The organism is Streptomyces sp. ID05-26A, assembly GCF_033794685.1.
Taxonomy (GTDB): domain Bacteria; phylum Actinomycetota; class Actinomycetes; order Mycobacteriales; family Pseudonocardiaceae; genus Lentzea.
Genome location: NZ_JARAYZ010000002.1, coordinates 2,121,046 through 2,143,370, shown reverse-complemented (window position 1 = coordinate 2,143,370; position 22,325 = coordinate 2,121,046). Strand labels below are relative to the sequence as shown.

General features: G+C 69.0%; 20 protein-coding genes. 14 read left to right on the top strand and 6 right to left on the bottom strand.

The annotated features are described in order from the left end of the window. Positions 1-2: 2 nt before the first annotated feature. The 14 genes from kamD to PV646_RS25400 all read left to right on the top strand — a co-directional run bounded on the left by kamD (position 3) and on the right by PV646_RS25400 (position 14,241). A complete protein-coding gene (kamD, locus tag PV646_RS25465) occupies positions 3-1,574 on the top strand; it encodes a lysine 5,6-aminomutase subunit alpha (protein ID WP_500344702.1) in 1,572 nt (523 codons plus the stop codon). Further along, the gene (kamE, locus tag PV646_RS25460; protein WP_500344701.1) at positions 1,567-2,319 is read left to right on the top strand and encodes a lysine 5,6-aminomutase subunit beta; all 753 of its coding nucleotides are present in this window, start codon (positions 1,567-1,569) and stop codon (positions 2,317-2,319) included. Before kamD ends, kamE begins: the two co-directional genes overlap by 8 nt. Continuing rightward, positions 2,316-2,714 carry a 3-aminobutyryl-CoA ammonia lyase gene (gene kal / locus PV646_RS25455; protein WP_500344700.1) on the top strand — a complete coding sequence of 133 codons (399 nt, stop codon included), beginning with the start codon at positions 2,316-2,318 and terminating at the stop codon, positions 2,712-2,714. The genes kamE and kal overlap by 4 nt, the downstream gene beginning before the upstream one ends. A 68-nt stretch (positions 2,715-2,782) precedes the next feature. Continuing rightward, on the top strand, positions 2,783-4,195 hold the full coding sequence (locus tag PV646_RS25450; RefSeq protein ID WP_500344699.1) for a DUF4331 domain-containing protein: 1,413 nt from the start codon (positions 2,783-2,785) through the stop codon (positions 4,193-4,195). A gap of 15 nt (positions 4,196-4,210) precedes the next feature. Continuing rightward, positions 4,211-5,236: a tetratricopeptide repeat protein gene (locus tag PV646_RS25445; protein ID WP_500344698.1), complete on the top strand. Its 1,026-nt coding sequence runs from the start codon at positions 4,211-4,213 to the stop codon at positions 5,234-5,236. Then, entirely contained in the window at positions 5,233-6,549 is a 1,317-nt protein-coding gene (locus PV646_RS25440; protein WP_500344697.1) for a nickel/cobalt transporter, read from the top strand. The genes PV646_RS25445 and PV646_RS25440 overlap by 4 nt, the downstream gene beginning before the upstream one ends. A 22-nt stretch (positions 6,550-6,571) precedes the next feature. Then, positions 6,572-6,877, top strand: coding sequence for a hypothetical protein (locus tag PV646_RS25435; RefSeq protein ID WP_500344696.1), 306 nt, complete (start codon positions 6,572-6,574; stop codon positions 6,875-6,877). Between the two features lie 71 nt (positions 6,878-6,948). Further along, positions 6,949-7,302 carry a GntR family transcriptional regulator gene (locus tag PV646_RS25430; protein WP_452252266.1) on the top strand — a complete coding sequence of 118 codons (354 nt, stop codon included), beginning with the start codon at positions 6,949-6,951 and terminating at the stop codon, positions 7,300-7,302. 307 nt (positions 7,303-7,609) lie between these two features. After that, positions 7,610-8,773, top strand: coding sequence for an acyl-CoA dehydrogenase family protein (locus tag PV646_RS25425; RefSeq protein WP_500344695.1), 1,164 nt, complete (start codon positions 7,610-7,612; stop codon positions 8,771-8,773). Beyond that, positions 8,770-10,812 (top strand): acetate--CoA ligase family protein, encoded by a 2,043-nt coding sequence (locus PV646_RS25420; RefSeq protein WP_500344694.1) that lies wholly within the window; start codon positions 8,770-8,772, stop codon positions 10,810-10,812. The genes PV646_RS25425 and PV646_RS25420 overlap by 4 nt, the downstream gene beginning before the upstream one ends. A gap of 10 nt (positions 10,813-10,822) precedes the next feature. After that, positions 10,823-11,383, top strand: a complete 561-nt coding sequence (locus PV646_RS25415; protein ID WP_500344693.1) for a DUF4360 domain-containing protein — start codon at positions 10,823-10,825, stop codon at positions 11,381-11,383. Positions 11,384-11,616: 233 nt separating this feature from the next. Beyond that, the gene (gene rho / locus PV646_RS25410) at positions 11,617-12,642 is read left to right on the top strand and encodes a transcription termination factor Rho (RefSeq protein ID WP_500344692.1); all 1,026 of its coding nucleotides are present in this window, start codon (positions 11,617-11,619) and stop codon (positions 12,640-12,642) included. Between the two features lie 23 nt (positions 12,643-12,665). Next, entirely contained in the window at positions 12,666-13,808 is a 1,143-nt protein-coding gene (locus tag PV646_RS25405) for a Glu/Leu/Phe/Val dehydrogenase dimerization domain-containing protein (RefSeq protein WP_500345084.1), read from the top strand. Between the two features lie 10 nt (positions 13,809-13,818). Further along, entirely contained in the window at positions 13,819-14,241 is a 423-nt protein-coding gene (locus PV646_RS25400) for an SRPBCC family protein (RefSeq protein WP_500344691.1), read from the top strand. Here PV646_RS25400 and PV646_RS25395 read toward each other — a convergent pair. The 6 genes from PV646_RS25395 to PV646_RS25370 form a co-directional block, all read right to left on the bottom strand. Next, a complete protein-coding gene (locus tag PV646_RS25395; RefSeq protein ID WP_500344690.1) occupies positions 14,238-14,792 on the bottom strand; it encodes an EF-hand domain-containing protein in 555 nt (184 codons plus the stop codon). The two genes, PV646_RS25400 and PV646_RS25395, sit on opposite strands and share 4 nt — an antisense overlap. A 17-nt stretch (positions 14,793-14,809) precedes the next feature. Next, positions 14,810-17,200: an ATP-binding cassette domain-containing protein gene (locus tag PV646_RS25390; RefSeq protein ID WP_500344689.1), complete on the bottom strand. Its 2,391-nt coding sequence runs from the start codon at positions 17,198-17,200 to the stop codon at positions 14,810-14,812. Positions 17,201-17,252: 52 nt separating this feature from the next. Then, the gene (locus PV646_RS25385) at positions 17,253-17,969 is read right to left on the bottom strand and encodes a GNAT family N-acetyltransferase (protein WP_500344688.1); all 717 of its coding nucleotides are present in this window, start codon (positions 17,967-17,969) and stop codon (positions 17,253-17,255) included. A gap of 1 nt (position 17,970) precedes the next feature. After that, complete coding sequence (locus tag PV646_RS25380) at positions 17,971-18,525, bottom strand: EF-hand domain-containing protein (RefSeq protein ID WP_500344687.1); 555 nt, start codon at positions 18,523-18,525, stop codon at positions 17,971-17,973. A 50-nt stretch (positions 18,526-18,575) separates the two neighbouring features. Beyond that, on the bottom strand, positions 18,576-19,997 hold the full coding sequence (gene tnpB / locus PV646_RS25375; RefSeq protein ID WP_500344686.1) for an IS607 family element RNA-guided endonuclease TnpB: 1,422 nt from the start codon (positions 19,995-19,997) through the stop codon (positions 18,576-18,578). 81 nt (positions 19,998-20,078) lie between these two features. After that, positions 20,079-22,136 carry a hypothetical protein gene (locus PV646_RS25370; protein ID WP_500344685.1) on the bottom strand — a complete coding sequence of 686 codons (2,058 nt, stop codon included), beginning with the start codon at positions 22,134-22,136 and terminating at the stop codon, positions 20,079-20,081. Between the last annotated feature and the right edge of the window lie 189 nt (positions 22,137-22,325).

The window sequence follows — 22,325 nt, the reverse complement described above, 5'->3', positions numbered from 1 at the left end:
TCATGGCGTTGCTCGACCTCGATCCGAAGGTGGTCGCCGCCGCGCGGAAACTCGCAGCGCGGGCGGCCGAACCGGTGGTGTCCCTCGCGAAGGCGCACACCACCGTCGCCGTCGAGCGCGCCACACTCCGTCTCGCGGGCATCACCGGCGCGGACTCCACGCACCGCGCCGGTGACGTCCCCTGGGTCAACCGCGTGATCGACACGGTCCGCGAGCAGTGCGGACTGGAGCACGGTGTGGTGCTGCCGGCGTTCCACGCGTTGCGCGAGCACAACCTCGGATCACTGACGGAACTCGCCGAAGCCACCGCGGCGGGCCAGATCCAGTTCAAGGTCCCCACCGGCAAGGACCTGACGGCGGCGCGGAAGGCCTCGACGTCCGCTGTGTCGAAGGGCCTGAAGTCGGTCGACCGCAACAAGGTCCAGCGCGAGAAGCTGGTCGCCAAGTGGGGTGACCCCGCGCAGCGCCCGTGGATCTACCTGATCGTCGCGACCGGCGACATCGACGAAGACGTGATCCAGGCCCAGAACGCGGCCCGCGCGGGCGCCGACATCATCGCGGTGATCCGCTCGACGGGTCAGTCGTTGCTGGACTACGTGCCGGAAGGCGCCACGCACCACGGGTTCGCGGGCACGTACGCCACGCAGGAGAACTTCCGGATCATGCGCGCGGCCCTCGACGACGTGTCGAAGGAGGTCGGCCGGTACGTGCGGCTGACCAACTACGCGTCCGGCCTGTGCATGCCGGAGATCGCTGTGCTGGCAGGACTCCAGCGCCTCGACATGATGCTGAACGACTCGATGTACGGGATTCTCTTCCGCGACATCAACCCGATCCGCACGTTCGTCGACCAGCGCTTCTCGCGCCAGGTCCACGCGCGTGCCGGCATCATCATCAACACCGGCGAGGACAACTACCTGACCACCGCGGACGCCGTCGACGCCGCGCACACGGTCACCGTCAGCCAGTTGCTGAACGAGCACTTCGCCCACGAGGCGGGACTGCCCGACCACCTGCTGGGCCTCGGTCACGCGTTCGAGATCAACCCGAAGGTGCCCGACTCGTTCCGGCTCGAGCTCGCGCACGCGTTGCTGGCGCGGGAACTCTTCCCGGACGCGCCGCTGAAGTGGATGCCGCCGACCAAGCACATGACCGGCGACGTCTTCGACGGTTATCTGCTGGACGGGTTCTTCAACCTCGCGGGTGTCCTGACAGGACAGTCCATCCTGCTCGTCGGCATGATGACCGAGGCCGTCGTGACGCCGTTCCTCTCGGACCGCGACCTGGCTCTGAAGAACGTCCGGTACGTGCTGAACGCGGCGGGCAGCCTCGCCGAGGACTTCCGCCCCTCACCGGACGGGCTCATCGTCAAGCGCGCGCACCAGGTGCTCGGCGAGGCCGTCGACCTCCTCGGGCGCATCGTCGACGACGGCCTGCTCAACGCCATCGCGGACGGCACGTTCGGCCTGATGAAACGGCCGGCGGACAAGGGCAAGGGCGCGGACGGCGTCGTCGAGAAGGCTCCCGAGTACTTCAACCCCGCGAGCGAGATGCTGGAGGCGAGCGATGTCTGACGCCAAGAGGTACGTGCGGCCGTACGGCGACACGACCGGCGACGGCATGATCCAGACGTCGTTCACGCTGCCGATCCCGTTCGGTCCCAAGGCGGACGGCGCGGCGCTGCAGCTCGCGAACAAGATGGGCATGGACCCCGCGATGGTGGTCCACTCGAACCCCATCGGCGACGACTTCACGTTCTTCGTCGTCTACGGCTCGGTGAAGCACCTGGTGGACCTCGACGAGGTCAAGGTCGTCGAGCGCGAGTACCCGCTGCTGTCACCGTCCGAAGTGAACACCGCGCTGAAGAGGACGTTGCGGCGCAAGCTGGTCGTGGTCGGTGGATGCATCGGCACGGACGCGCACACCGTCGGCATCGACGCGATCCTCAACATCAAGGGCTTCGCCGGCGAGAAGGGCCTGGAGTACTACCGCGAGCTGAAGGTCGTGAACCTCGGCGCGCAGGTGAGCGTTCCGGAGCTCGTCCGCTCCGCCCGCACCGAGAAGGCCGACGCGGTGCTGATCTCCCAGGTCGTCACGCAGCGGGACGCGCACATCCTGAACACGCAGGAGATGTCGGCGGCGTTCCGCGAGGCGATGGGGGACCGGCGGCCGCTGCTGGTGGCCGGCGGACCGCGGTTCGACCCGCTGATGGCGGGCGAACTGGGGGTTGACCGAGTTTTCTCCCGGGGTACCACGCCGGGTGAGGTCGCGAGCTACCTGGTGCACGCGATGCAGGCAAAGAAGGGGGTCGCCGCGTGAGCGGGGCTTTGGTCGAAGGTTTCTCGGTGACGCACCGCCGGTACGTGCCGCACTCGCACGCCCACTACGGCGGCAGCCTGGTCGACGGTGCCTACGGGCTCGGCATGTTCGGTGACGTCGCCACCGAACTGCTCATCCACACGGACTCCGACGAGGGGCTGTTCGCGGGGTACAGCTCCGTCGAGTTCGTGGCGCCGATCCAGGCGGGTGACGTGATCGAGGCGTCGGCGACGCTGGTGCGCATCGGGAAGAGGTCGCGCGAGATCGAGTTCGAGGCACGTGTCGTGTGCCGTTCCGCGCCCGAACGCGGTCCATCGGCGGCCGATCTGCTCGTTGAGCCGATCGTCGTAACGAAGGCCCGCGGCACGGTCGTTGCTCCGAAAGCCGCTGAATAACCCCAAAATTTAGTCCGAACCGGATGGCGTCCTGCTTCGAATCCCCGCCGTGGGAAGGGAGCAGGACAATGCCAAGTAGCAACAAGAAGCGATTACGGCGCGGCGCGATCGCCGCGGCCGTCGTCGCGATGGCGGCGGCGATACCGGCGGCGGAGGCGTCCAGCCATCGCGAGGCTCCGCTGATCGCGGCGGATCCGGCGGTCGACAACACCGACGTGTACGCGTTCACCAGCCCCGACAAGCCCGACACCGTCACGCTCGTGGCGAACTGGTTCGGGTTGCAGGAACCCAACGGCGGCCCCAACTACTACCCCTGGGCCACCGACGCGCGGTACGACGTCAACATCGACGCGGACGGCGACGCGGTGCCGGACAAGACGTTCCGGATCACGTTCAGCACGGACGACCGGCGGGGCAAGGCGAACACCTTCCTCTACAACAACGGTCCGGTCACGTCGATCAACGACGACAACCTGTTGTTCCGCCAGAACTACAACCTCGAGCTGATCGAGGCGGGCAGGACGACCCAGCTCGTGCGCAACGGCCGTGCGGCGCCGTCCAACACCGGCCCCGCGTCGTTCCCGGACTTCGGTGCGATCCGGGACCAGGCGACGGCGAAGATCCCAGGCGGCGGCCAGGTCTACATCGGACCGTCCGAGGACTCGTTCTTCCTGGACCTGCGCGTGTTCGACCTCCTGTACGGCGGGAACCTGAAGGAGGTCAACCAGGACACCCTGATGGGGTACAACGTCAACACCATCGCCATCCAGGTGCCCAAGACGATGCTCGCGCTGAAGGGCGACCCGAAGCGCAACCCCGTGATCGGCGTGTGGAGCGACACCGAGCGCCGGACGCTGAAGCTCGACCCCGGCAAGGCGACCCCGCAGGGCAACTTCGTGCAGGTGTCGAGGCTCGGCAACCCGCTCGTCAACGAGGTGGTGTCGTCCGCGCCGCTCAAGGACGCGTTCAACGGGCTCGAACCCGTCGGGGACGCGAGGGTGCAGGCGTTGCTGGACCGGGTGAACGACCCGGAGCTCGCCCGGCTGATCCAGGCGATCTACGGCATCCCCGCGCCGAAGACGCCTCGCGCCGATCTCGTGGAGATCTTCCTGACCGGCATCACGACGAAGGCCGGCGGCCCGATCAAGGTCGATCTCAACTCGCAGCTGAACAACGCGGACGTGGACCCGAAGCGGTTCCAGCCGTCGGAGATGTTGCGGCTCAACATGTCCACGCCCGTGACGCGCAATCCGAACAGGCTCGGGGTGCTGGGCGGGGACCTGCAGGGGTTCCCGAACGGGCGCCGGCTCTCCGACGACGTCGTGGACATCGAGATCCAGGCGGTGGTCGGAGCGGCGCTGACCGGCAAGCTCGTGCCGGCGCTCGCCAAGGGTGACCGGGTGAACGGCAACGACGTTCGCTTCGGTGACCGGTTCCCGTACGTCGGACTGCCGAGCAACCGCGCGGTCAACTCCCGCTAGCCGAAGGTGCATCCCATGTGGAAACCACTTCCGCTGCTGGCTGCCCTTCTCGCTGTCGCCGCCTGCGCTCCCCCGCAGGCGGCGACGCCCGCCGCCACGCAGACCTCCTCCTTGCAGCGCAACGCCGATTCGTTGCAGGCCAAGCTTCGCCGGACACCCCAGGACGCTGCTGCCTGGGCCCAGCTCGGAGCCACGCACGTCGAGCTCGCCCGCGTGACCTACGACCCCCAGCACTACCCCCGCGCCGAGAAGGCCCTCACCGAGTCCCTGCGGCTCAAGCCGGAGGGCAACGGCGAGGCGTTCATCGGTCGTGGAGCGCTCTCGAACGCCCGCCACGACTTCGCTGCCGCCCGTGACTGGGGTCAGCGCGCGGTCTCCGCTCTGCCGGACTCCGCCGCGGCCCAGGGCGTGCTGGTCGACGCGCTGACGCAGCTCGGCGACGACGCCGGCGCTTCCGTTGCGCTGCAACGCATGCTGGACCTGCGGCCCGGCGTGGCGTCGTTCACCCGCGCCGCCTACCACTTCGAGCTGCACGGCCGTCTGGACGAGGCGCGCGGGGCGTTGGACCGGGCGCTGGAGGCCGCCACCTCGCCGGACGAGGCCGAGTTCTGCCGCCTCCACCTGGACGAGCTGGAGGGGCGTGAGAGGTCCCTGGAGACCTACCGCGAGTTGGTGGCGAAGGTGCCTTCGCCGGACCACCTGGTGAAGTACGGCAAGGCGTTGGACAAGGCGGGCAAGCCCGTCGAGGCTCGCGCGCAGTACGACCTCGCGTTGCGGCAGCTGCGCGCGTTGGGTGGGGACGACCTCACCGCGGCGTTGATCGCGGCCGACCACGGCGACCCCGTCGAGGCGCTGCGGTTCGCGGAGAAGGAATGGGCGAAGCGGCAGAGCGTCTTCACCGCCGATGCCCTGGCCTGGGCACTGCACGTCAACAAGCGTTCGGCGGAGGCGCTGCCGTACTCGGACCGCGCGGTCTCGCTGGGCTGGCGTGATCCCGAGGTGCTGCGGCACCGCGAAGCGATCCTGGGGAGTCTGCGATGAGAGTCTTCCTGCTGGTGCTGTTCGGGATGCTGCTGACGGGTGGGGTGGCGCAGGCGCACCCGTTGAGCAACCTCAGCGTGAACCACTACGACGGGCTGCGGGTGTTCGCGGACCGGATCGAGCTGCGGTCCGTTGTGGACAGTGCCGAGATCCCCACGCTGCAGGACCGCGAGTTCGTCGATCCCCGCAAGAGGTGCGCCGAACGCGCGAAGTCGTTGAACGCCATGGCCGACGAGCAGGAACTGCGGTTCGAGGTGCGCGACGCCGACGTCGTGCGTCCGCCGGGCGAGGCCGGCCTGCCCACGATGCGCCTGACCTGCGAGTACACCGTACCGCTGCCGTCACGCGGCGAGACCGAGGTGACGTTCAGCGACTCCTACCTCAAGGACAAGCCGGGCTGGCGCGAGATCACGGTCGTCGGTGTCGACGTCGCGGTGTCCGGCGCGCCCGCCGAGTCCGTGAGCAACGAACTCCGCGCCTACCCGGACGACCTGCTGTCGTCGCCGCTGGACGTCCGGGCGGTGCGGTTCCTGGCACAACCGGGTGAGGGGTCGGCCGTGACCCCTCCCGGGGTCATAGGTGAAGCCACCAAGGCGGCCGTCGGACTCGTGGGTGATCTCACCCCGGTGGTCGGAGCAGGAGCGGTCCTGCTGTCTCTGGTGCTGGGCGCGTCCCACGCGGCGCTGCCCGGCCACGGCAAGACCGTGATGGCCGCCTACCTGGCGGGTTCTCGTGGAACCCGCCGCGACGCATTCCTCGTGGGCGCCACCGTCACCATCACCCACACGGCGGGTGTTCTGGTGCTGGGGCTGCTGCTCAGCGCGTCCAGCGCGATCGCGGGCGAGTCGGTGTTGCGCTGGCTCGGCATCGCGAGCGGTCTGCTGGTCGCGGTGATCGGAGGAGTGCTGCTCCGCTCGGCGGTGCGCTCTCGTGGTCGTCAGCGGCACGACCACGGACATGGTCATGGGCACGGTCATGGACACGGCCACGGACATGGTCATGGGCACCGCCGGGCGGGGCTCGTCGGCATGGGGGTAGCGGGCGGGTTGGTGCCGTCCCCCTCCGCTCTCGTCGTGCTGCTGGGCGCCATCGCGCTCGGCCGCACCTGGTTCGGCGTCGTCCTGGTGCTCGCGTACGGCCTGGGCATGGCCGCGACGCTCACCGCGGCGGGCCTGCTGCTCGTGTCGCTGCGGGACCGCTTCGGGCCGCGCCTGGCCCGGTTCCGCAGGGTCACGGACTTCACGCCGCTCGGCACCGCGGCGCTGGTGATGCTCGTCGGAGTCGGTCTCGCCACGCGTGCGCTGGCCGGTTAGTCCCTGATCAAGGAGGAAGAACGTGAAGAAGCTCATCGTGCTGGCCGCCCTCGCGTTGACCGCGTGCACCACGCAGGGCACCGCCACCGCGCAGTTCGACGACGAACAGCAGTCCGACATCTCCTGCATGAAGCATCAGGAGCAGACACCGGGGGAGGAGTACTTCGAGGAGGGCAACTGGGACACGGTCGTCTCGTTGTCGATCCTGCGTTACTACACGTCGAACGGCGCAAAGGCGTACTGCGACGGCAAAGCCGCCACCGACGCCGACCAGGGCTGGCGCAAGCTCTATCTGCAGATGGGAGCGGATCAGACCAATTTGAGGTGAATCGACCGCAACCTTCGCCGCCTTCTCCCGTTGGTCAGTACAGAAGTAGCTACATGCGGGGAGGATGCGGCGTGGTGAAGATCGACCACCAGGGGGAGACACCTCCGTACGAGCAGGTGCGCGTGCATTACGCGCACGCCATCTCGAACCGAGAACTGCCGGTGGGCGCCAAGCTGCCAACGGTGCGCGCCCTGGCGAAGGACCTGGGTCTGGCGGTGAACACGGTGGCGCGCGCCTACCGTGAGCTGGAGGAAGCCGGCCTCGTGGAGACCAGGGGCCGGGCCGGCACCGTGGTCAGCGCGAACGGCGACAGCAACCGCGAGCGGGTGCGTGCGGCGGCGGCCCAGTACGCGGCGATGTCCGCGGAGCTGGGCCTCTCGTCGCACGAGGCCATGGAGATCGTCCGCGCGGCACTCCGGACGTAGTCACTCTCTCGGGTGTCCCGCGGTATCGGGAACATCCACGTTCCACAACGGTCATCGTTGTGATCGCGACAGCAGGTCGCAGGCGAGACGGCTCGTGATCTCCGGCGTGCCGTCTCGCCGCGCCTCGCTGCTCCATGCAGGTGGCCGGCACGCTCGCGCTACTCACGGTACGTCAGCCAACCCATCTGGCTGCTCCCCATTTGCCCTGGTAGTCACCCATTCGCGACCCCGCTCACGAGCCTCGGCGCGGTTAGGCTGCCCGGTGGATCGTGGATAACTGAGTCGTCAGTCAAATTGGGAGTGCACGATGGGGCGGACCGTCCGCGACGGGCTGCGGCTCACGTCAGAGCAGGAGCAGTTCGTCGACCTGGCCCGTGATTTCGCCGCCGGGGAGATCCGGCCGCGGGGCCGGGCCGTCGACGAGGCGGACGTCGAGTCGCCGCTCGACGTGTGGGACAAGGCGTCCGCGCTCGGGCTGACCTCGTTCATGCTCCCCGAGAAGTTCGGGGGCGGCGGCGCGGACCTGCTCACCCAGGCGCTGATCCAGCAGGAGTTGTGCCACGGTGACATCGGCATCGGCAACCTGGTCACGTCCAACGGCTTCTTCAGCGCACCGGTCGAACACCTCGGCACTCCTGAGCAGCAGGAACGGTTTCTGAGTCCACTGGCGACCGAGCGGCCGCCGCTCACCGCCGTCGCCGTGACGGAACCCGGCAGCGGGTCGGACGCGGCGAGCATCCAGACGTCTGCGCGGCGTTCCGGTGACGGGTACGTCCTCAATGGACAGAAGACCTGGATCTCCAACGCCCCGTACGCCGAGATGTTCGTGATCTTCGCGACGGTCGACCCGGCGCTGAGGTCGCGCGGTGTCACGGCCTTCGTCGTGCCGCGCTCGGCACCGGGTCTGACGGTCGGCCCGCCGATCCGGAAGATGGGCCAGCGCGCGATCGTGAACGCCGAGGTGTTCCTCGACGACGTGCGGGTGCCCGTGGAGGACCGGCTGGGCGACGAGGGGCAGGGGTTCGCCGGCCTGATGCGCACGTTCGACGCCTCGCGCATCCTCATCGGCGCGGCCACGACGGGACTCGCCCGCGCCGCCCTGGACTTCGCTTCCTCCTACGCGGCCGAGCGCGTGCAGTTCGGTGTTCCGATCATCCAGCACCAGGCGGTGGCGTTCCGGCTGGCCGACATGGCCACCCGCGTCGACACCTCGCACATGCTGACCATGCGCGCGGCGACGTTGTACGACCAGGGACACGACGTGGCGCAGGAGTCGGCGATGGCGAAACTCGTCGGTTCCGAGAACGCCATGTGGTGCACGCACGCCGCCGTGCAAACCCTGGGGGGCTACGGATACTCCCGCGACTACCCCGTGGAACGCTGGATGCGCGACGCGAAGCTGGAGGAGATCGAGGAGGGCACCTCGGACATCCAGCGCCTGATCATCTCCCGCGGCCTGGTCGCGAGATGATCTTCTCCGATCCAGCGTCCGTGGCCGTCGTCGGCGCCAGCGACGACCCGGCCAAGTGGGGCCACTGGCTGGCGCGCGGCGCACTGGTGGGCCACGACCGAAGAGCCGTGCACCTGGTGAACCGGGGCGGCGGCGCCGTGCTGGGACGCCCGACGGTCCGCTCGCTCTCCGAACTGGAAGAGGCCCCCGAACTCGTCGTGCTCGCCGTCCCCGCCGCACACGTGCCGGCCGTCGTGGACGAGGCCCTGGCGGTGGGCGTGCGCGGTTTCGTGGGCATCACCGCGGGCATCGACGACGGCGTGATCCGCCGGATCCGCGAGGCGGGTGCCCGGCTGCTGGGCCCGAACTGCCTGGGCGTGTTCGACGCGGCGACGTCCCTGCACCTGGCCTGGGGCCGCTTCCAGGCGGGCTCGCTGGGCGTCGTGTCGCAGAGCGGCCAGGTGGGCCTGGAGATCGCCGGCCTGGCCGCGTCGTCGGGCATCGGCGTCTCGCGGTTCGTCTCGGTGGGCAACCAGGCGGACGTGACGGCGACGGAAGCGTTGCTGGAACTGGTGTCCCACTCCCTGACCACCGTGGTGGGGGTCTACCTGGAGAGCTTCGGCCCCGGCATCGTGACGGCCATGTCAGAGCTCCGCGCGGCCGGCAAACCGGTGGTGCTGCTGACCGTGGGTTCGTCCCTCGCCGCCCAGGAAGCCGCCCTGACGCACACCGGCGCCCTTACGTCCTCTTTGGACGTGGTCGACGCGGCGTGCCGCCGAGCAGGCGCGGTCCGCGTGACGACACCCGCGGCCCTGGTGGACCTGGCGGCGCTGCTGACGAGCAGGGTGCCACGCGGGGGCAGGGTCGGGGTCATCTCCGACTCGGGCGGCCAGGGCGCGATAGCGGCTGATCTGGCCGTCGTGGCCGGGCTGACGATTCCCGCACTGTCTGCTGTGGACGGTCTGCCGCCAGGCGCCTCCCGCCGCAACCCGATCGACCTGGCCGGCGCGGGGGAGCGAGACCTGGCGAACTACTCCCGCGCGGTCGAGGTGCTCGCGCGCGGCGGCGAGGTCGACACAGTCGTGCTGTCGGGCTACTTCGGCAGCTACGGCCCGGACACACCGTCGCTGGAGTCCGCGGAAGTGGCAGTGGCATCGCGGATCTGTTCACTGGCAACAGAAACCGGCATCTCCGTAGTGGTGCACAGCATGCGCGAGGACTCCGCAGCCGTGCAAGCGCTGAGAGCGGGCGGCGTCCCAGTGCAACACACGATCGAACGCGCCGTAGCTTCCCTCGCCAACGCGAACCGCCTCGGCAGGAGCGAGGTGGAGGTAACACCGCGCACCACGACCACCACCCCCTTTCGCCCCGGCTACCTGGCAGCTCGCGAACTCCTGGGCTTCGCCCACTTCCCCAGAGCCCACGCGGTCACCACAGCCGCCGACATCTCCGAATCCACCCTGCGCCCCCCGTTCGCGCTGAAAGCGGACTGGCTGGCCCACAAAACCGAACACGGCGGCCTGAAGGTCAACCTCACCGACCCCACCCCGGCGTTCGAGGAGATGCGGGCACGACTGGGCCCCGGCACGTACGTCCTGGAGGAGATGGACACCCGCGAACACACCGTGGAACTCGTCATCGGCGCGAAACGAGACCCCTCCTTCGGCCCGGTGGTGCTGGTGGGCCTGGGCGGCGTCCACGCGGAGCTGTTCAGGGACACCACGACAGAGCTGGCCCCAGTCACGCCGTCGGTGGCCCGGGACATGCTGGCACGCCTCACCTCGGCTCCGCTCCTGTCGGGCTGGCGCGGCGCCCCGGCACCCGACGTGGCCGCGCTGGCCGATGTCATCGCCCAGCTCTCCGCGACGCTGGTGGCCCGGCCGGACCTGGCCGAGATCGAGCTCAACCCGGTGCGCGTGGGCCCGGACGGCGTGCTGGCGGTGGACGCGCTGATCATTCCATCGGCGGGTGAAGCGAACGACAAGACCGGCCGGCGCGCGGGCCCTGCTGGTCCGATTGCGGGATTGCGGGCCTCGGTAGGTTCTCCTGCAGTGGTGTGAGGAGGCCGGGATGCTGGTTGCGTTGGCGTTGCTGGCTTCTCTCGTGCCGCCGCCCGGGCCGGTGACGATCGACGTGGTCAGCGTCGGCGGGTCGGGGTGCGCCGCCGGTACGACGGACGTCGCCATGTCGTTGGACAACCAGGCGTTCACGGTCACCTACAGCGACTTCCTGGTGCAGGGCAACGGGAGTGAGTCCAAGCGGAGTTGTACGATCGCGCTCCGGATCAACCACTCGGACGGGTACACCTATGGTGTCGCGGCGGTGGATTACCGGGGGTTCGCGCATCTGACCGACAAGGCTCGTGGTGTGGTGCGCAACGACTACTGGTTTCCCGGGTTCCCGACGAGGCACAGCAGTCGTACCTATCAGGCGCCGATGAGTGACAACTGGCAGGTCACCGACACGCCCAGCGGGGTTGCGCACGGGCCGTGCAAGGACCGCAAGCCGTTGACCGTGGAGACCGAGCTCAAGCTCACCGGTCGGGGGAGCGGGAGCTTCATGACCATGGACTCGACCGACTCCAGTGTGAGCACCACGTTCCGGCTCTCGTGGAAGAAGTGCGCGGAATAACAAGCGCGCCCCTCGCGTTCTCTGCTACAGTCCGTTTGTAACCGGCGGTGCGCAGCCAAGCGCACGTAAGCTCCGACCAGCTGCTGGACCATCCTGGATCCGCAGCCCAGAAACCCCGGCTTCCCACGCCGGCGGACTCAGAACACAGCGCTCTCCTCCGGCACGGCCACAGGGTCGTGCGTGCGGAGTCGATGAGGCGCATCTGAAACAACCCTCCTGAAAGGACAGACCCGATGCACATCGGTGTACTCGACGTACGTAACAACAAGGCGTTTCTCGTTGACGGGCCGCTGGTTCCGCAGAGTCTCGTGAGGCAGTTCGACCTGCGGCGCGGCGACCAGATCAGCGGTGAGGCCGAGAACGACAGGCTCGTCAGCGTGGACACGGTCAACGGCAGCAAGCCGCACCGGCGGCCGCGGTTCGAGGACCTGACTCCGCTCTACCCCAACGAAAGGTTGCGGCTGGAGCACGACCCCGGAGAGCTGACCAGTCGTGCGATAGACCTGGTCATGCCGGTCGGGAAGGGGCAGCGGGCGCTGATCGTCGCGCCGCCCAAGGCCGGCAAGACCATTGTGCTGCAACAGATCGCGCAGGCGATCGCCAAGAACCACCCCGAGGCTCACCTCATCGTCGCGCTCGTCGGCGAACGGCCCGAGGAGGTGACCGACATGCGCACCACCATTCCGGGCGAGATGTTCACCTCCACCTTCGACGAGCACCCCAACGAGCACATCCGGGTCGCCGAGCTCGCCGTTGAACGGGCGAAGCGGCTGGTGGAGGACGGGCAGGACGTCGTGATCCTGCTCGACTCGCTGACGCGGCTCGGACGGGCCTACAACCTCGCGCAGCCCAACGGTGGGCGCATTCTCAGCGGTGGCATCGACGCCAGGGCGTTGACGCCACCCAAGCAGTTCCTCGGTGCCGCGCGGAACATCGAGGACGGTGGCAGTCTCACGATCTTCGCCACCGCGCTCGTGGAGACCGGGTCGCTGGCCGACACGGCCATCTTCGAGGAGCTCAAGAGCACCGGCAACGCCGAGTTGAAGCTTGACCGCAAGGCCGCCCAGCGGAGGATCTACCCCGCGATCGACCTCCAGCAGTCGAGCACGCGCAAGGCCGAACTGCTTGTCTCGCAACAGGAACTGGCCATCACGGACTCGCTGCGCCGGGCCATGGCGGACCGTGACATCGAGGTGATCGTCGACGGACTGCGCAAGACCCAGAGCAACGCGGAGTTCCTCCTGCAGATGTCCAGGTGACGTCAGGACCCTTCGATGGTTCACTGGCGCCGGTGAGTCTTCTCGAGGTCACGTGGACCGATCCGGCCACGCAGGCGCGCGGTTATCTCGTCATCGACCGGTTGGTGCGCGGGGTCAGCAGTGGGGGGCTGCGCATGCGTGCGGGTTGCACGCTCGACGAGGTCCGGGGGCTGGCCCGGGGGATGACGGCCAAGGAAGCCCTCAACTACGACCCCGCGGCGCGGTACGTGCCGCTCGGCGGTGCGAAGGGCGGCATCGACTTCGACCCCTACGATCCGCGGGCGAAGGACGTGCTCACGGCCTACCTGCACGCCATGTCGCCTTATGTCGAACGCTTCTGGACGATGGGGGAGGACCTGGGGCTGCGGCAGTCCACCATCGACGAGGCCATCACGAAGATCGGCCTCCAGTCGTCCATCCAGGCCGTCTACCCGCTGCTGGACGACGAGCACAAGGCCCGCCGGCGTCTCGCGGACGCCTTCCGGGTCACCGTCGACGGCGTGAGCCTCGACGAACTGGTCGGCGGTTATGGCGTAGCCCAAGCGGCGCTGGCCGGCATTGAACATCTCCACCTCCGCAACCCCACCGCGTTCGTGCAGGGGTTCGGCTCGATGGGCGGCGCCACCGCGCGCTACCTCGCCCAAGCCGGAGTCACGGTGGTAGGGCTCGCGGACGTCCACGGTGTCGTGACCAACCCCGACGGGCTCGACGTGGAAACCCTTCTGTTGTCCCGGGATGAGCACGGCGCCATCGACAGGGCGAGACTCCGCCCACAGGACGACCAGAAAAACCGTGACAGCTGGCTCGACGTCGACGCGGACGTCCTGGTCCCCGCCGCCACGAGCTACGCGATCAACGCGCACAACGCCCACCGGGTCAGGGCGAAGCTGATCGTCGAGGCGGCCAACATGCCGATCACCGATGACGCCGAGCTGGAAGCGCTGGTGATCCCGGACGTCGTCGCGAACTCCGCCACGAACTCCTGGTGGTGGTGGACCCTGTTCGGCGACATCGACGCCACGGCCGAGTCGGCGTTCGAAAAGATCGGCACGAACATGCGCCGGCTGGTCGAGGAGATCATAGGCGAACCCTCACCGCGGGAAGCAGCGAAACAGCTCGCGGCCGCGGCGGTGAAGGAGATCGAACAGCGGTTCCCGAAACCGTAGACTCCGCCCCATGCCCGGCTTGGAGCACACCATCACGATCGCGGCCCCGCCGGAGCGCGTCTGGGCCGTGCTGATCGACGTCGGGCGCTGGCCGGAACGCATCCCGACGGTCGACTCCGTGGAACTCCTCACGGACGGACCGTTCGCGGTCGGCTCCCAGGCGCGGCTCCGTCAACCCAAGCTGCCCGAGGCGGTGTGGACGGTGACCGAGCTGACCCCCGGCACCTCCTACACCTGGGAGTCGAAGTCGCCGGGCGTCCTCGGTACCGCCTCACACGTCGTCGAGCCCCACCCCCAGGGCACCCGTCTCACGCTCGCCCTGAGCGTGTCCGGCCCGCTCGCGGGCGTCGGCTGGCTGATGACGAAGGCCAAGGCCAAGCGGTACGTCGAGACCGAGGCCGCCTCGATCAAGACCGTGGCCGAACAAGGCTAGAGCGGCCCCAGCAGCCACCCTCCCGGCCCGTCCGGGTCTTCGGAGAAGTAGTACGCCCGCAGCGCGGCCAGCAGGTCCTCGGTCCCGATCAGCCCGTCCCCGTCGTGGTCGAGACGGGCGTGCGCGGCCCGCGCGTCGTCTTCGGACACGTTCATCAACGCGTGCGACCACAGCACGTGCTCCTCGATGCCGAGGCGGCCGTCGCCGTCGTGGTCGGCGACGGCCAGCAGCGCGTCGAGGTACGGCACATAGACGTCGTCGAACGCCTCCGGACGTCCCAGCAGTCCGCGCACGAACGCCGACTTGTACTCGGACATGCTGATTCGCTCGTCGTCGTTCGTGTCCGTCATGGCGGCGAGGTGGCCCCACACGCTGAGCAACTGCTCGTGGAACCGCTTCGCCCCCAGGTCGTCGTCGTTCAGACCGAACGCCGTGGTCAGCCGCGCGCTCGCCAGATCGAAGTCCGATCGCTCGACGTACCCGTCCTGGTCACTGTCGTAGGTCTCGAACCTGCGAGTGAGCCTGCGGTCCAGGAAAGGCGTGATCTTCATGCCCTCTGTGTACCCCGTCAGCGCTTCTTGGCACGTGCCGGGGCTCCCACGTAGTCCGCGAGGTGCTCGCCGGTCAGCGTCGAGCGGCCCGCGACGAGGTCGGCGGGCGTGCCCTCGAAGACGACCTTGCCGCCGTCGTGGCCCGCGCCGGGACCGAGGTCGATGATCCAGTCGGCGTGCGCCATCACGGCCTGGTGGTGCTCGATCACGATCACCGACTTGCCCGCCTCGACCAGGCGGTCCAGCAGTCCGAGCAGCTGCTCGACGTCCGCGAGGTGCAGGCCGGTCGTGGGCTCGTCCAGGACGTAGACGCCACCCTTGTCCGCCATGTGCGTGGCGAGCTTCAGGCGCTGCCGCTCGCCGCCGGACAGGGTCGTGAGCGGCTGGCCCAGCGACAGGTAGCCGAGGCCGACGTCCCGCAGACGCTCCAGGATCGCGTGCGCGGCGGGCGTGCGGGCCTCACCGGAGCCGAAGAACTCGACGGCCTCCGCGACGGGCATCGCGAGCACCTCGGAGATGTCGCGGCCACCGAACTTGAACTCCAGCACGGCCTGGTCGAACCGCTTGCCCTCGCAGACGTCGCACGGGGACTCGATCGTCGCCATGATGCCGAGGTCGGTGAACACCACGCCGGCGCCGTTGCAGTTCGGGCACGCGCCCTCGGAGTTCGCGCTGAACAACGCGGGCTTCACGCCGTTGGCCTTGGCGAACGCCTTGCGGATCGGCTCCAGCAGACCGGTGTAGGTCGCGGGGTTGGACCGGCGAGACCCCTTGATCGGCGTCTGGTCGACCACGATCGCGCCCGAGCCCTTGGGCAAAGACCGGTGGATCAGCGACGACTTGCCCGAACCAGCCACACCGGTGACCACGGTCAGCACCCCGAGGGGGATGTCGACGTCGACGTCGCGCAGGTTGTTCGTGGACGCGCCGCGGATCTCCAGCACGCCGGTCTTCTCGCGCACCGACGACTTCAGCGACGCGCGGTCGTCGAGGTGGCGCCCGGTGACGGTGTCGCTCTTCCGCAACCCCTCCAGCGATCCCTCGAAGCAGATCGTGCCGCCACCCCGCCCCGCACCCGGCCCGAGGTCGACGATGTGGTCCGCGATCGCGATCGTCTCGGGCTTGTGCTCGACGACGAGAACGGTGTTCCCCTTGTCCCGCAAGCGGAGCAGCAGGTTGTTCATCCGCTCGATGTCGTGCGGGTGCAGGCCGATCGTCGGCTCGTCGAAGACGTAGGTGACGTCGGTCAGCGCCGACCCGAGGTGCCGGATCATCTTGACGCGCTGCGCCTCACCGCCGGACAGCGTGCCCGCGGGCCGGTTCAGCGACAGGTAGCCGAGACCGATCTCCACGAACGAGTCCAGCGTGTGCGCGAGCTTGTCCACCAACGGCGCGACGGACTTGTCCTTCACCCCGCGGATCCAGTCCGCCAGGTCGGTGATCTGCATGTCGCACAGGTCCGCGATCGAGACGCCCTTGATCTTGGACGACCGCGCCGCCTCGGTCAGCCGGGTACCGGAGCAGTCCGGGCACGTGCCGAACGTCGCCGCGCGGTCCACGAACGCGCGGATGTGCGGCTGCAGCGCCTCGCGGTCCTTGGACAGCATGGACTTCTGCAGCTTCGGGATCAGGCCCTCGTAGGTCAGGTTGATGCCGTTGACCTTGATCTTGATCGGGTCCCGGTACAGGAAGTCGTGCAGTTCCTTCTTGGTGTACTTGCGGATCGGCTTCTCCGGGTCGATGAACCCGGACTGCGTGAACGTCTGCACGGTCCACTGGTTGTCGACGTTGTAACCGGGCACCTTGATCGCGCCCTCGACGATCGACTTCGACTCGTCGTAGACCTCGGTCAGGTCGATGTCGGAGACCTGGCCGCGTCCCTCACAACGGGGGCACATGCCGCCCGTGATGGAGAACTCGCGGCGCTCCTTGACCTTCTGGCCGGCCTTCTCGATCGTCACGGCGCCCGCGCCGGAGATCGAGGCGACGTTGAACGAGAACGCCTGCGGGCCACCGATGTGCGGCGCACCGAGGCGGCTGTACAGGATGCGCAGCATCGCGTTCACGTCGGTCGCGGTGCCGACGGTCGAGCGCGGGTCGGCGCCCATCCGCTGCTGGTCGACCAGGATCGCCGTGGTGATCCCCTCGAGGAGGTACACCTCGGGGCGCGGCAGCGTCGGCATGAAGCCCTGGATGAACGCGCTGTAGGTCTCGTTGATCAGCCGCTGGGACTCCGCGGCGATGGTGCCGAACACCAGCGAGCTCTTGCCGGACCCGGAGACACCGGTGAAGACCGTCAGCCGGCGCTTCGGGATCTCCACGTCGACGTCGCGCAGGTTGTTGACCCGCGCGCCCTGCACTCGGATCAGGTCGTGGGTGTCGGCATCGTGCGCCGCTGTCCTGGTCATGGCGCAAAACTAGCTCGGAGAACTCGGCTCTGCCTTCTTGATTCCTGATTGGTTACGCACGAATCCGGTAGTGATACGTGCACACCTCACGGAACCCCGTCCGCTCGTACAGCCGGAATGCCGTGGAGTTCGCCTTCTCCATCTGCAGGTACATGTGGTTCGCCTCGCGCATCGCCGCCCACGAGGCCAGTGCGGCGAGCACGGACCGTGCGGCGCCCTGACCACGTGCGTGCGGGAGTGTGGCCATGCCGAACACCCCGGCCCACCCCTGCTCGGCCACCGCGCGTCCCACGGCCACCACCTGGCCGTCCACCTCGGCGTACGCGTAGGCGGACGGGTGCTCGACGCGGCTGAGCAGGTCGCGCTCCGCACTCACGTCGCGGGTGGTCACCGCCTGCCACGCCGCGAGCCACTCGTCGGTCGGCCGCGACGTCACCTCGCCCGCGTCCGAGTGGGACTGGCGCAGCACCTCAGCGGTCGACGCGATCTGCAGGGACATGTCATGACCCCGCGTGTACCCCCTGTCGCCCAACGTGTCGTCGAGGTCGGCCGCGCACACGCCCGGGGTGATCTGGAACCGCACCCCGGACCCGCGTTCGGCGCAGAACTCCTCGGCCCGCGACACCCGGTCCTCGCGGTCGTGCGGCAGCACCGCGCTCACCCACCAGGCGTCGCCGGGGGAGTGGCGCAACCACCAGCCGCCCGCCTCCTCGACGTGCGCGGCGGGCTGGGCGCGGGCCGCGTGCTCCTGCAACGTTTTCAGCAGCACGTCAGTCCAACGACCCCAGCAGCCAGTTGCCGGCCTTCGCGGGATCCTCGGAGAAGTAGAACTCCCGGATCGCCGCCAGCAGCGCCTGTGTGGACAGCAGTCCGTCCTCGTCGGACAGCAGGTCGTGGATTCCGTGCGCGTCGCTCTCGGACAGCCCCATCAACGCGCCGGTCCACCTCGCGTGCTCCTCGACCGTGAGCTTGCCGTCGCCGTCGTCGTCCGCGATCGCCATCACCGCGTCGAGGAACGGCACGTACCCCTCGTCGAACGACTCCGGCGTCTCCAGCAGGCCGTCCGCGAACGCCCTCTGGTACTCGGCGACGCTGATCCGCCCGTCGCGGTCCAGATCGGCGACCGACACCAGGTGCTCCCACAGCCCGGCCAGCATCGCGTGGAACCGGACGGCCTTGGGGTCGTCCTCGGTCAGCCCGAACGCCTTGGTGGTGCGCTCGCCGGCCTGGGTGAAGTCCTCCCGCTCGATGAACCCGTCGCCGTCGGTGTCGTACGTCCGGAACCGGCGTGTCAGCTTGCGGGCCAGGAAGGCGGTGATCTCCACCCGACCCTTCTACCGTTACCTGAGGTGTGAGTAAACATGCGTTGTCATGTTCAGGCAGTCGTCGCCTTGCGGCGTCGGCGTTGACCCGTACCTGATGGTGGTGCGGGTCTTCCCGTGGCGGTACCCGTTGCCCGCGCGGTGCGGGTCTTATGTGGGTTTCCAGCGGGCTCGTTTTGTGTCGCCCCGCAACTCGGGGAGGACGTCTCGCGACGCGCGAGCGCGGCGAGGTTACGCGCGGCGTTGAGATCACGGTCCAGGTCCAGGCCGCACGCGTCGCAGCGATACACGCGTTCGGACAGGCGCAGTTTGGCTTTCACCACACCACAGGCCGAACACGTCTTGGAGGAGGGATACCACCGGTCGGCGACGTGCACGCGCACGCCCGCCCATCCGGCCTTGTACTGGATCTGGCGGCGCAGCTCGGCCATGCCGACCCCGGCGATGTGCCGTGCCAGCCGGCGGTTGCGCAGCATGCCGGCCACGTTCAGGTCCTCGATCACGACCGTGCCGTGGGTGTGGATCAGCCGGGTGGTGAGCTTGTGCAGCCCGTCCCGGCGGGCGTTCGCCACCCCAGCGTGCAGCGCCGCGATGCGGGCCTGAGTCCGGCGCCATCGGGCCGAGGGCTGCCGCCGGGTGCGCCGGTCCGGGCCGGTACGGCGCGCAGCCTGGCGTTGCAGGCGACGCAACGTCCGCAGCACGGTCTCCAGGTGCCGCGGGTTGGCGATGACCTCCCCTGTGGACAGCACTGCCAGCGATGTCACGCCCAGGTCGACCCCCACCGTGCTCTCGGGCCGGGTGGGTGCCGGATCGGTTCGGGTGATCTCCACCGAGAACGCCACGAACCACCGCCCAGCCCGGTGCGACACAGTCGCGGAGCGGATCCGGGCCGTGCCGCGCTCGACATGGCGGGCGAGCTTGCGGGTGGACTCGTGGGTGCGGACCGCACCGATACGGGGCAGCGTCACGTGCCGACGATCAACGCCGAGACCGAACGTTCCAGTGGTGAATCGGCACGACAGCCCGGACCGGCGGCCCTTGAACCTGGGGAACCCGAGCCTGGGGCCTTGCCGCGTGCCCCGCCTGGAGGCCGCCCAATTCCCGAGAGCGGTCGCGAGGTTGGCCAGGCCGGACGAATAGGCCTCTTTCGAGTTCTCGGCCCACCACGGCGCGACCTCGCTCTTGCCCTGGTTCCAGGCCTTGCGCAGGCTGTAGGCCGACCACGACACCGGCGGGGTGAGCTGATCATCTGGGATGCCGTAGGTCTTCTCGGCGGCACGCTGGTCCAGGTTCGCCTTGATCCGCGCCACACCCCAGTTGAACGCGTACCGCTGCGCACCACAATGCGACCGCAGAGCCGAGTACTGCCCCGCGGCCGGATCGAGCGCGAACCGATACGCCTGGATCACCGTGACCATCTCACCGACACGGTAGCGGGCGACACCGACAACCCCGGCCGCCAGCCGGATACTCACATGACTCCGCGTCCGCTCACGTCTCACCAAGCAGTTGCGAACCCCATTCGGCTCCGAAACGACACGACCGATCTCACACGCTCAGCGGCGGCCCAGCCCGGACAACGCGCTGGCGACGACCACCATGCCGATCATCCCGATGATCGCCGCCACACCGCCGACCGCCGGTTTCGACACCTGCTGGACGTGCGCGACCGGGCGCGGGGGAGCGGGCGCGTCCGGTGCGGGCGGCTCGGGCTCGGGCGGCGCGGGGGCGTTCACCGACTCGATCCGGACGACCGCGCTCTCGCTGACGGCCCCGCCCGCACCGGCGCCGGACACCGTCAGCCGGGAGTTCAGCGGAGCGGTGACCTGGCAGGTGTAGGTGAGGCGCTCACGGGCTTGAAGCACCGGGAACGCGCGGCGGCACGCGGAGGGCTCGCCACTCACCTCGACGTCGGAGATCGCCCGGTCGGACGGGTTGCCGACGGTGACCGTGACGGTGACGACCTCGCCGTCGCGCGCGCGGTCCTTCGACCAGGCCGCGCTGATCGTCAGCCTCGGGTAGATCACCTTGACCTGCACGGACGCCGACGCCTCGACCTTCCCGCCGATCCTGTCGGCCGCCGTGACGGTCGCGGTCAGCGCGCCGCTCTCGTCACCGGCCGGCGCCGTGCAGTCCACCGTGGACGAGGCGCCGGGGTCGAGCTGCCCCTTCATGGGGTCACATCCCCCACCCGCACGCGCGACGAAGCCGTGCAACGGGGTGTCGCCGGTGTTCGTGACGGTCGTCGTGAACTTCACGGCCTGGCCCGGCAGCGCGGTCATCGGTTCGGCCGCGGTGGTCGCGCGCATCGCCGGGTGCAGCACGTCGACGGTCGACGCCTTCTGCGCCGAGAGCGGATCACCCGCGAGACTCGTGCCGCTCACGGCGACCGTCGTGGGGTGGTCGTCGTCGGCCGCGATGGACTCGCACGTCCGCGTCACCGTGGCCTGCGGGGCGATCGTGCCGACCTGCTGACCGCACACGGTCACGCCCGTCGCCGGCGCCTCCCCGGCGTTGGTGATGGTCGCGGTCTGGGAGACCTTGCCCTTGGCGTGCGCGGCGGGCTTCTCGGGGTCCACGGTGAGGGTGAGCTCCGGCAGCGGGAACGACCACGCCACGCTCTGGACGAGGAACGCGTCCTCCGCTCGTTTGAAGGCCAGTTCGGCGCTCTTGGTGCCGGGCTTGAGAGTGTCCGCGCCGACGGTCACCGTGCGCGCGTCGACGCTCATGTTGTTGGGATGCGGGGCACCCTGTGCGGACGACACGAACGCGTTGCGCCCGCCGACCGGTGTGCCGTTGATCAGCATCTGGTCGCCGTCCGTGGCCCAGTCGCCCTCGTAGGCGGTGATGCCCACCCGGATGACCCCACCTGTGGGGTGTGTCGGCGCGATCGGCGTGGTCAGCACCGGCTTGCGGGTGGGGAGGCGGACATGACCGCCGTGCACCGAGATGTGGCGCTTGGCCGGGGCGGCCTGGGTGGCGTTCGCGAACTTCCACACGACCGTCAGCGACCAGCCGCCGAAGCAGTCGAACCCCTGCGGCGCCCAGACGTTGCCGACCGTCACGGTGCCGCCCGTCAACGCGCGGGTGACGTCGGCTTCGGCGCTGTAGAAGGCGTTGTCGGTGTGGGACAGCTCGTCGGGGGAGTCGACGACGAACTTTCCGGGGGTGACGCGGGTGCCGTTGAAGGTGATGGGGTCACGTGGGGTGCCGGGTGGGGTCACACCGTCACGGCAGGTGGCGCTGCCCGCCCAGCCGAGCTTGGCGTAGGCGACCGTCGCGCCGGCCGGGATGCCGAGCTGGGCGCGGGAGGAGTTGAACGTCGCCGGATCGTCGTCGACGTCGGTCCACGACATGCGGTGGCCGTTGTTGAGCGCGGACACCCCGTGCCCCTTGCGACCCAGAGCGTCCACACAGGACTGAGATGGGTACTTGGGACGCGGCCCCGCCTGCTCGGGCGTCGGGCAGGTCAGGACGGAGTTGCCGACGACCGTGACGTCCCCGTACACCGCCTCGTCGAACTGGGTGTGCCACACCTCGGCCGCGGCGACCGGCGGCCCCGGGGTCAGCAGCGGAACCAGCAGCACGACGGCGATGAGGATCGGTACACGCATGCCAGGCCTTCCGGTCGGGTCGGCGCACAGGTTGGCACGGTTGGGCGGCGTTGTCACCGGCCGTTGATCACGCGATCCTCACTCTCCGTCGAGGACGACCGCCTTCGGTTCTCCTATTAGTGTCAACGGCTTGCGCTGGTGAGATCCGATGTGGACGCACCGTGCGTTGATCACTCCGCCGTTGGTCTT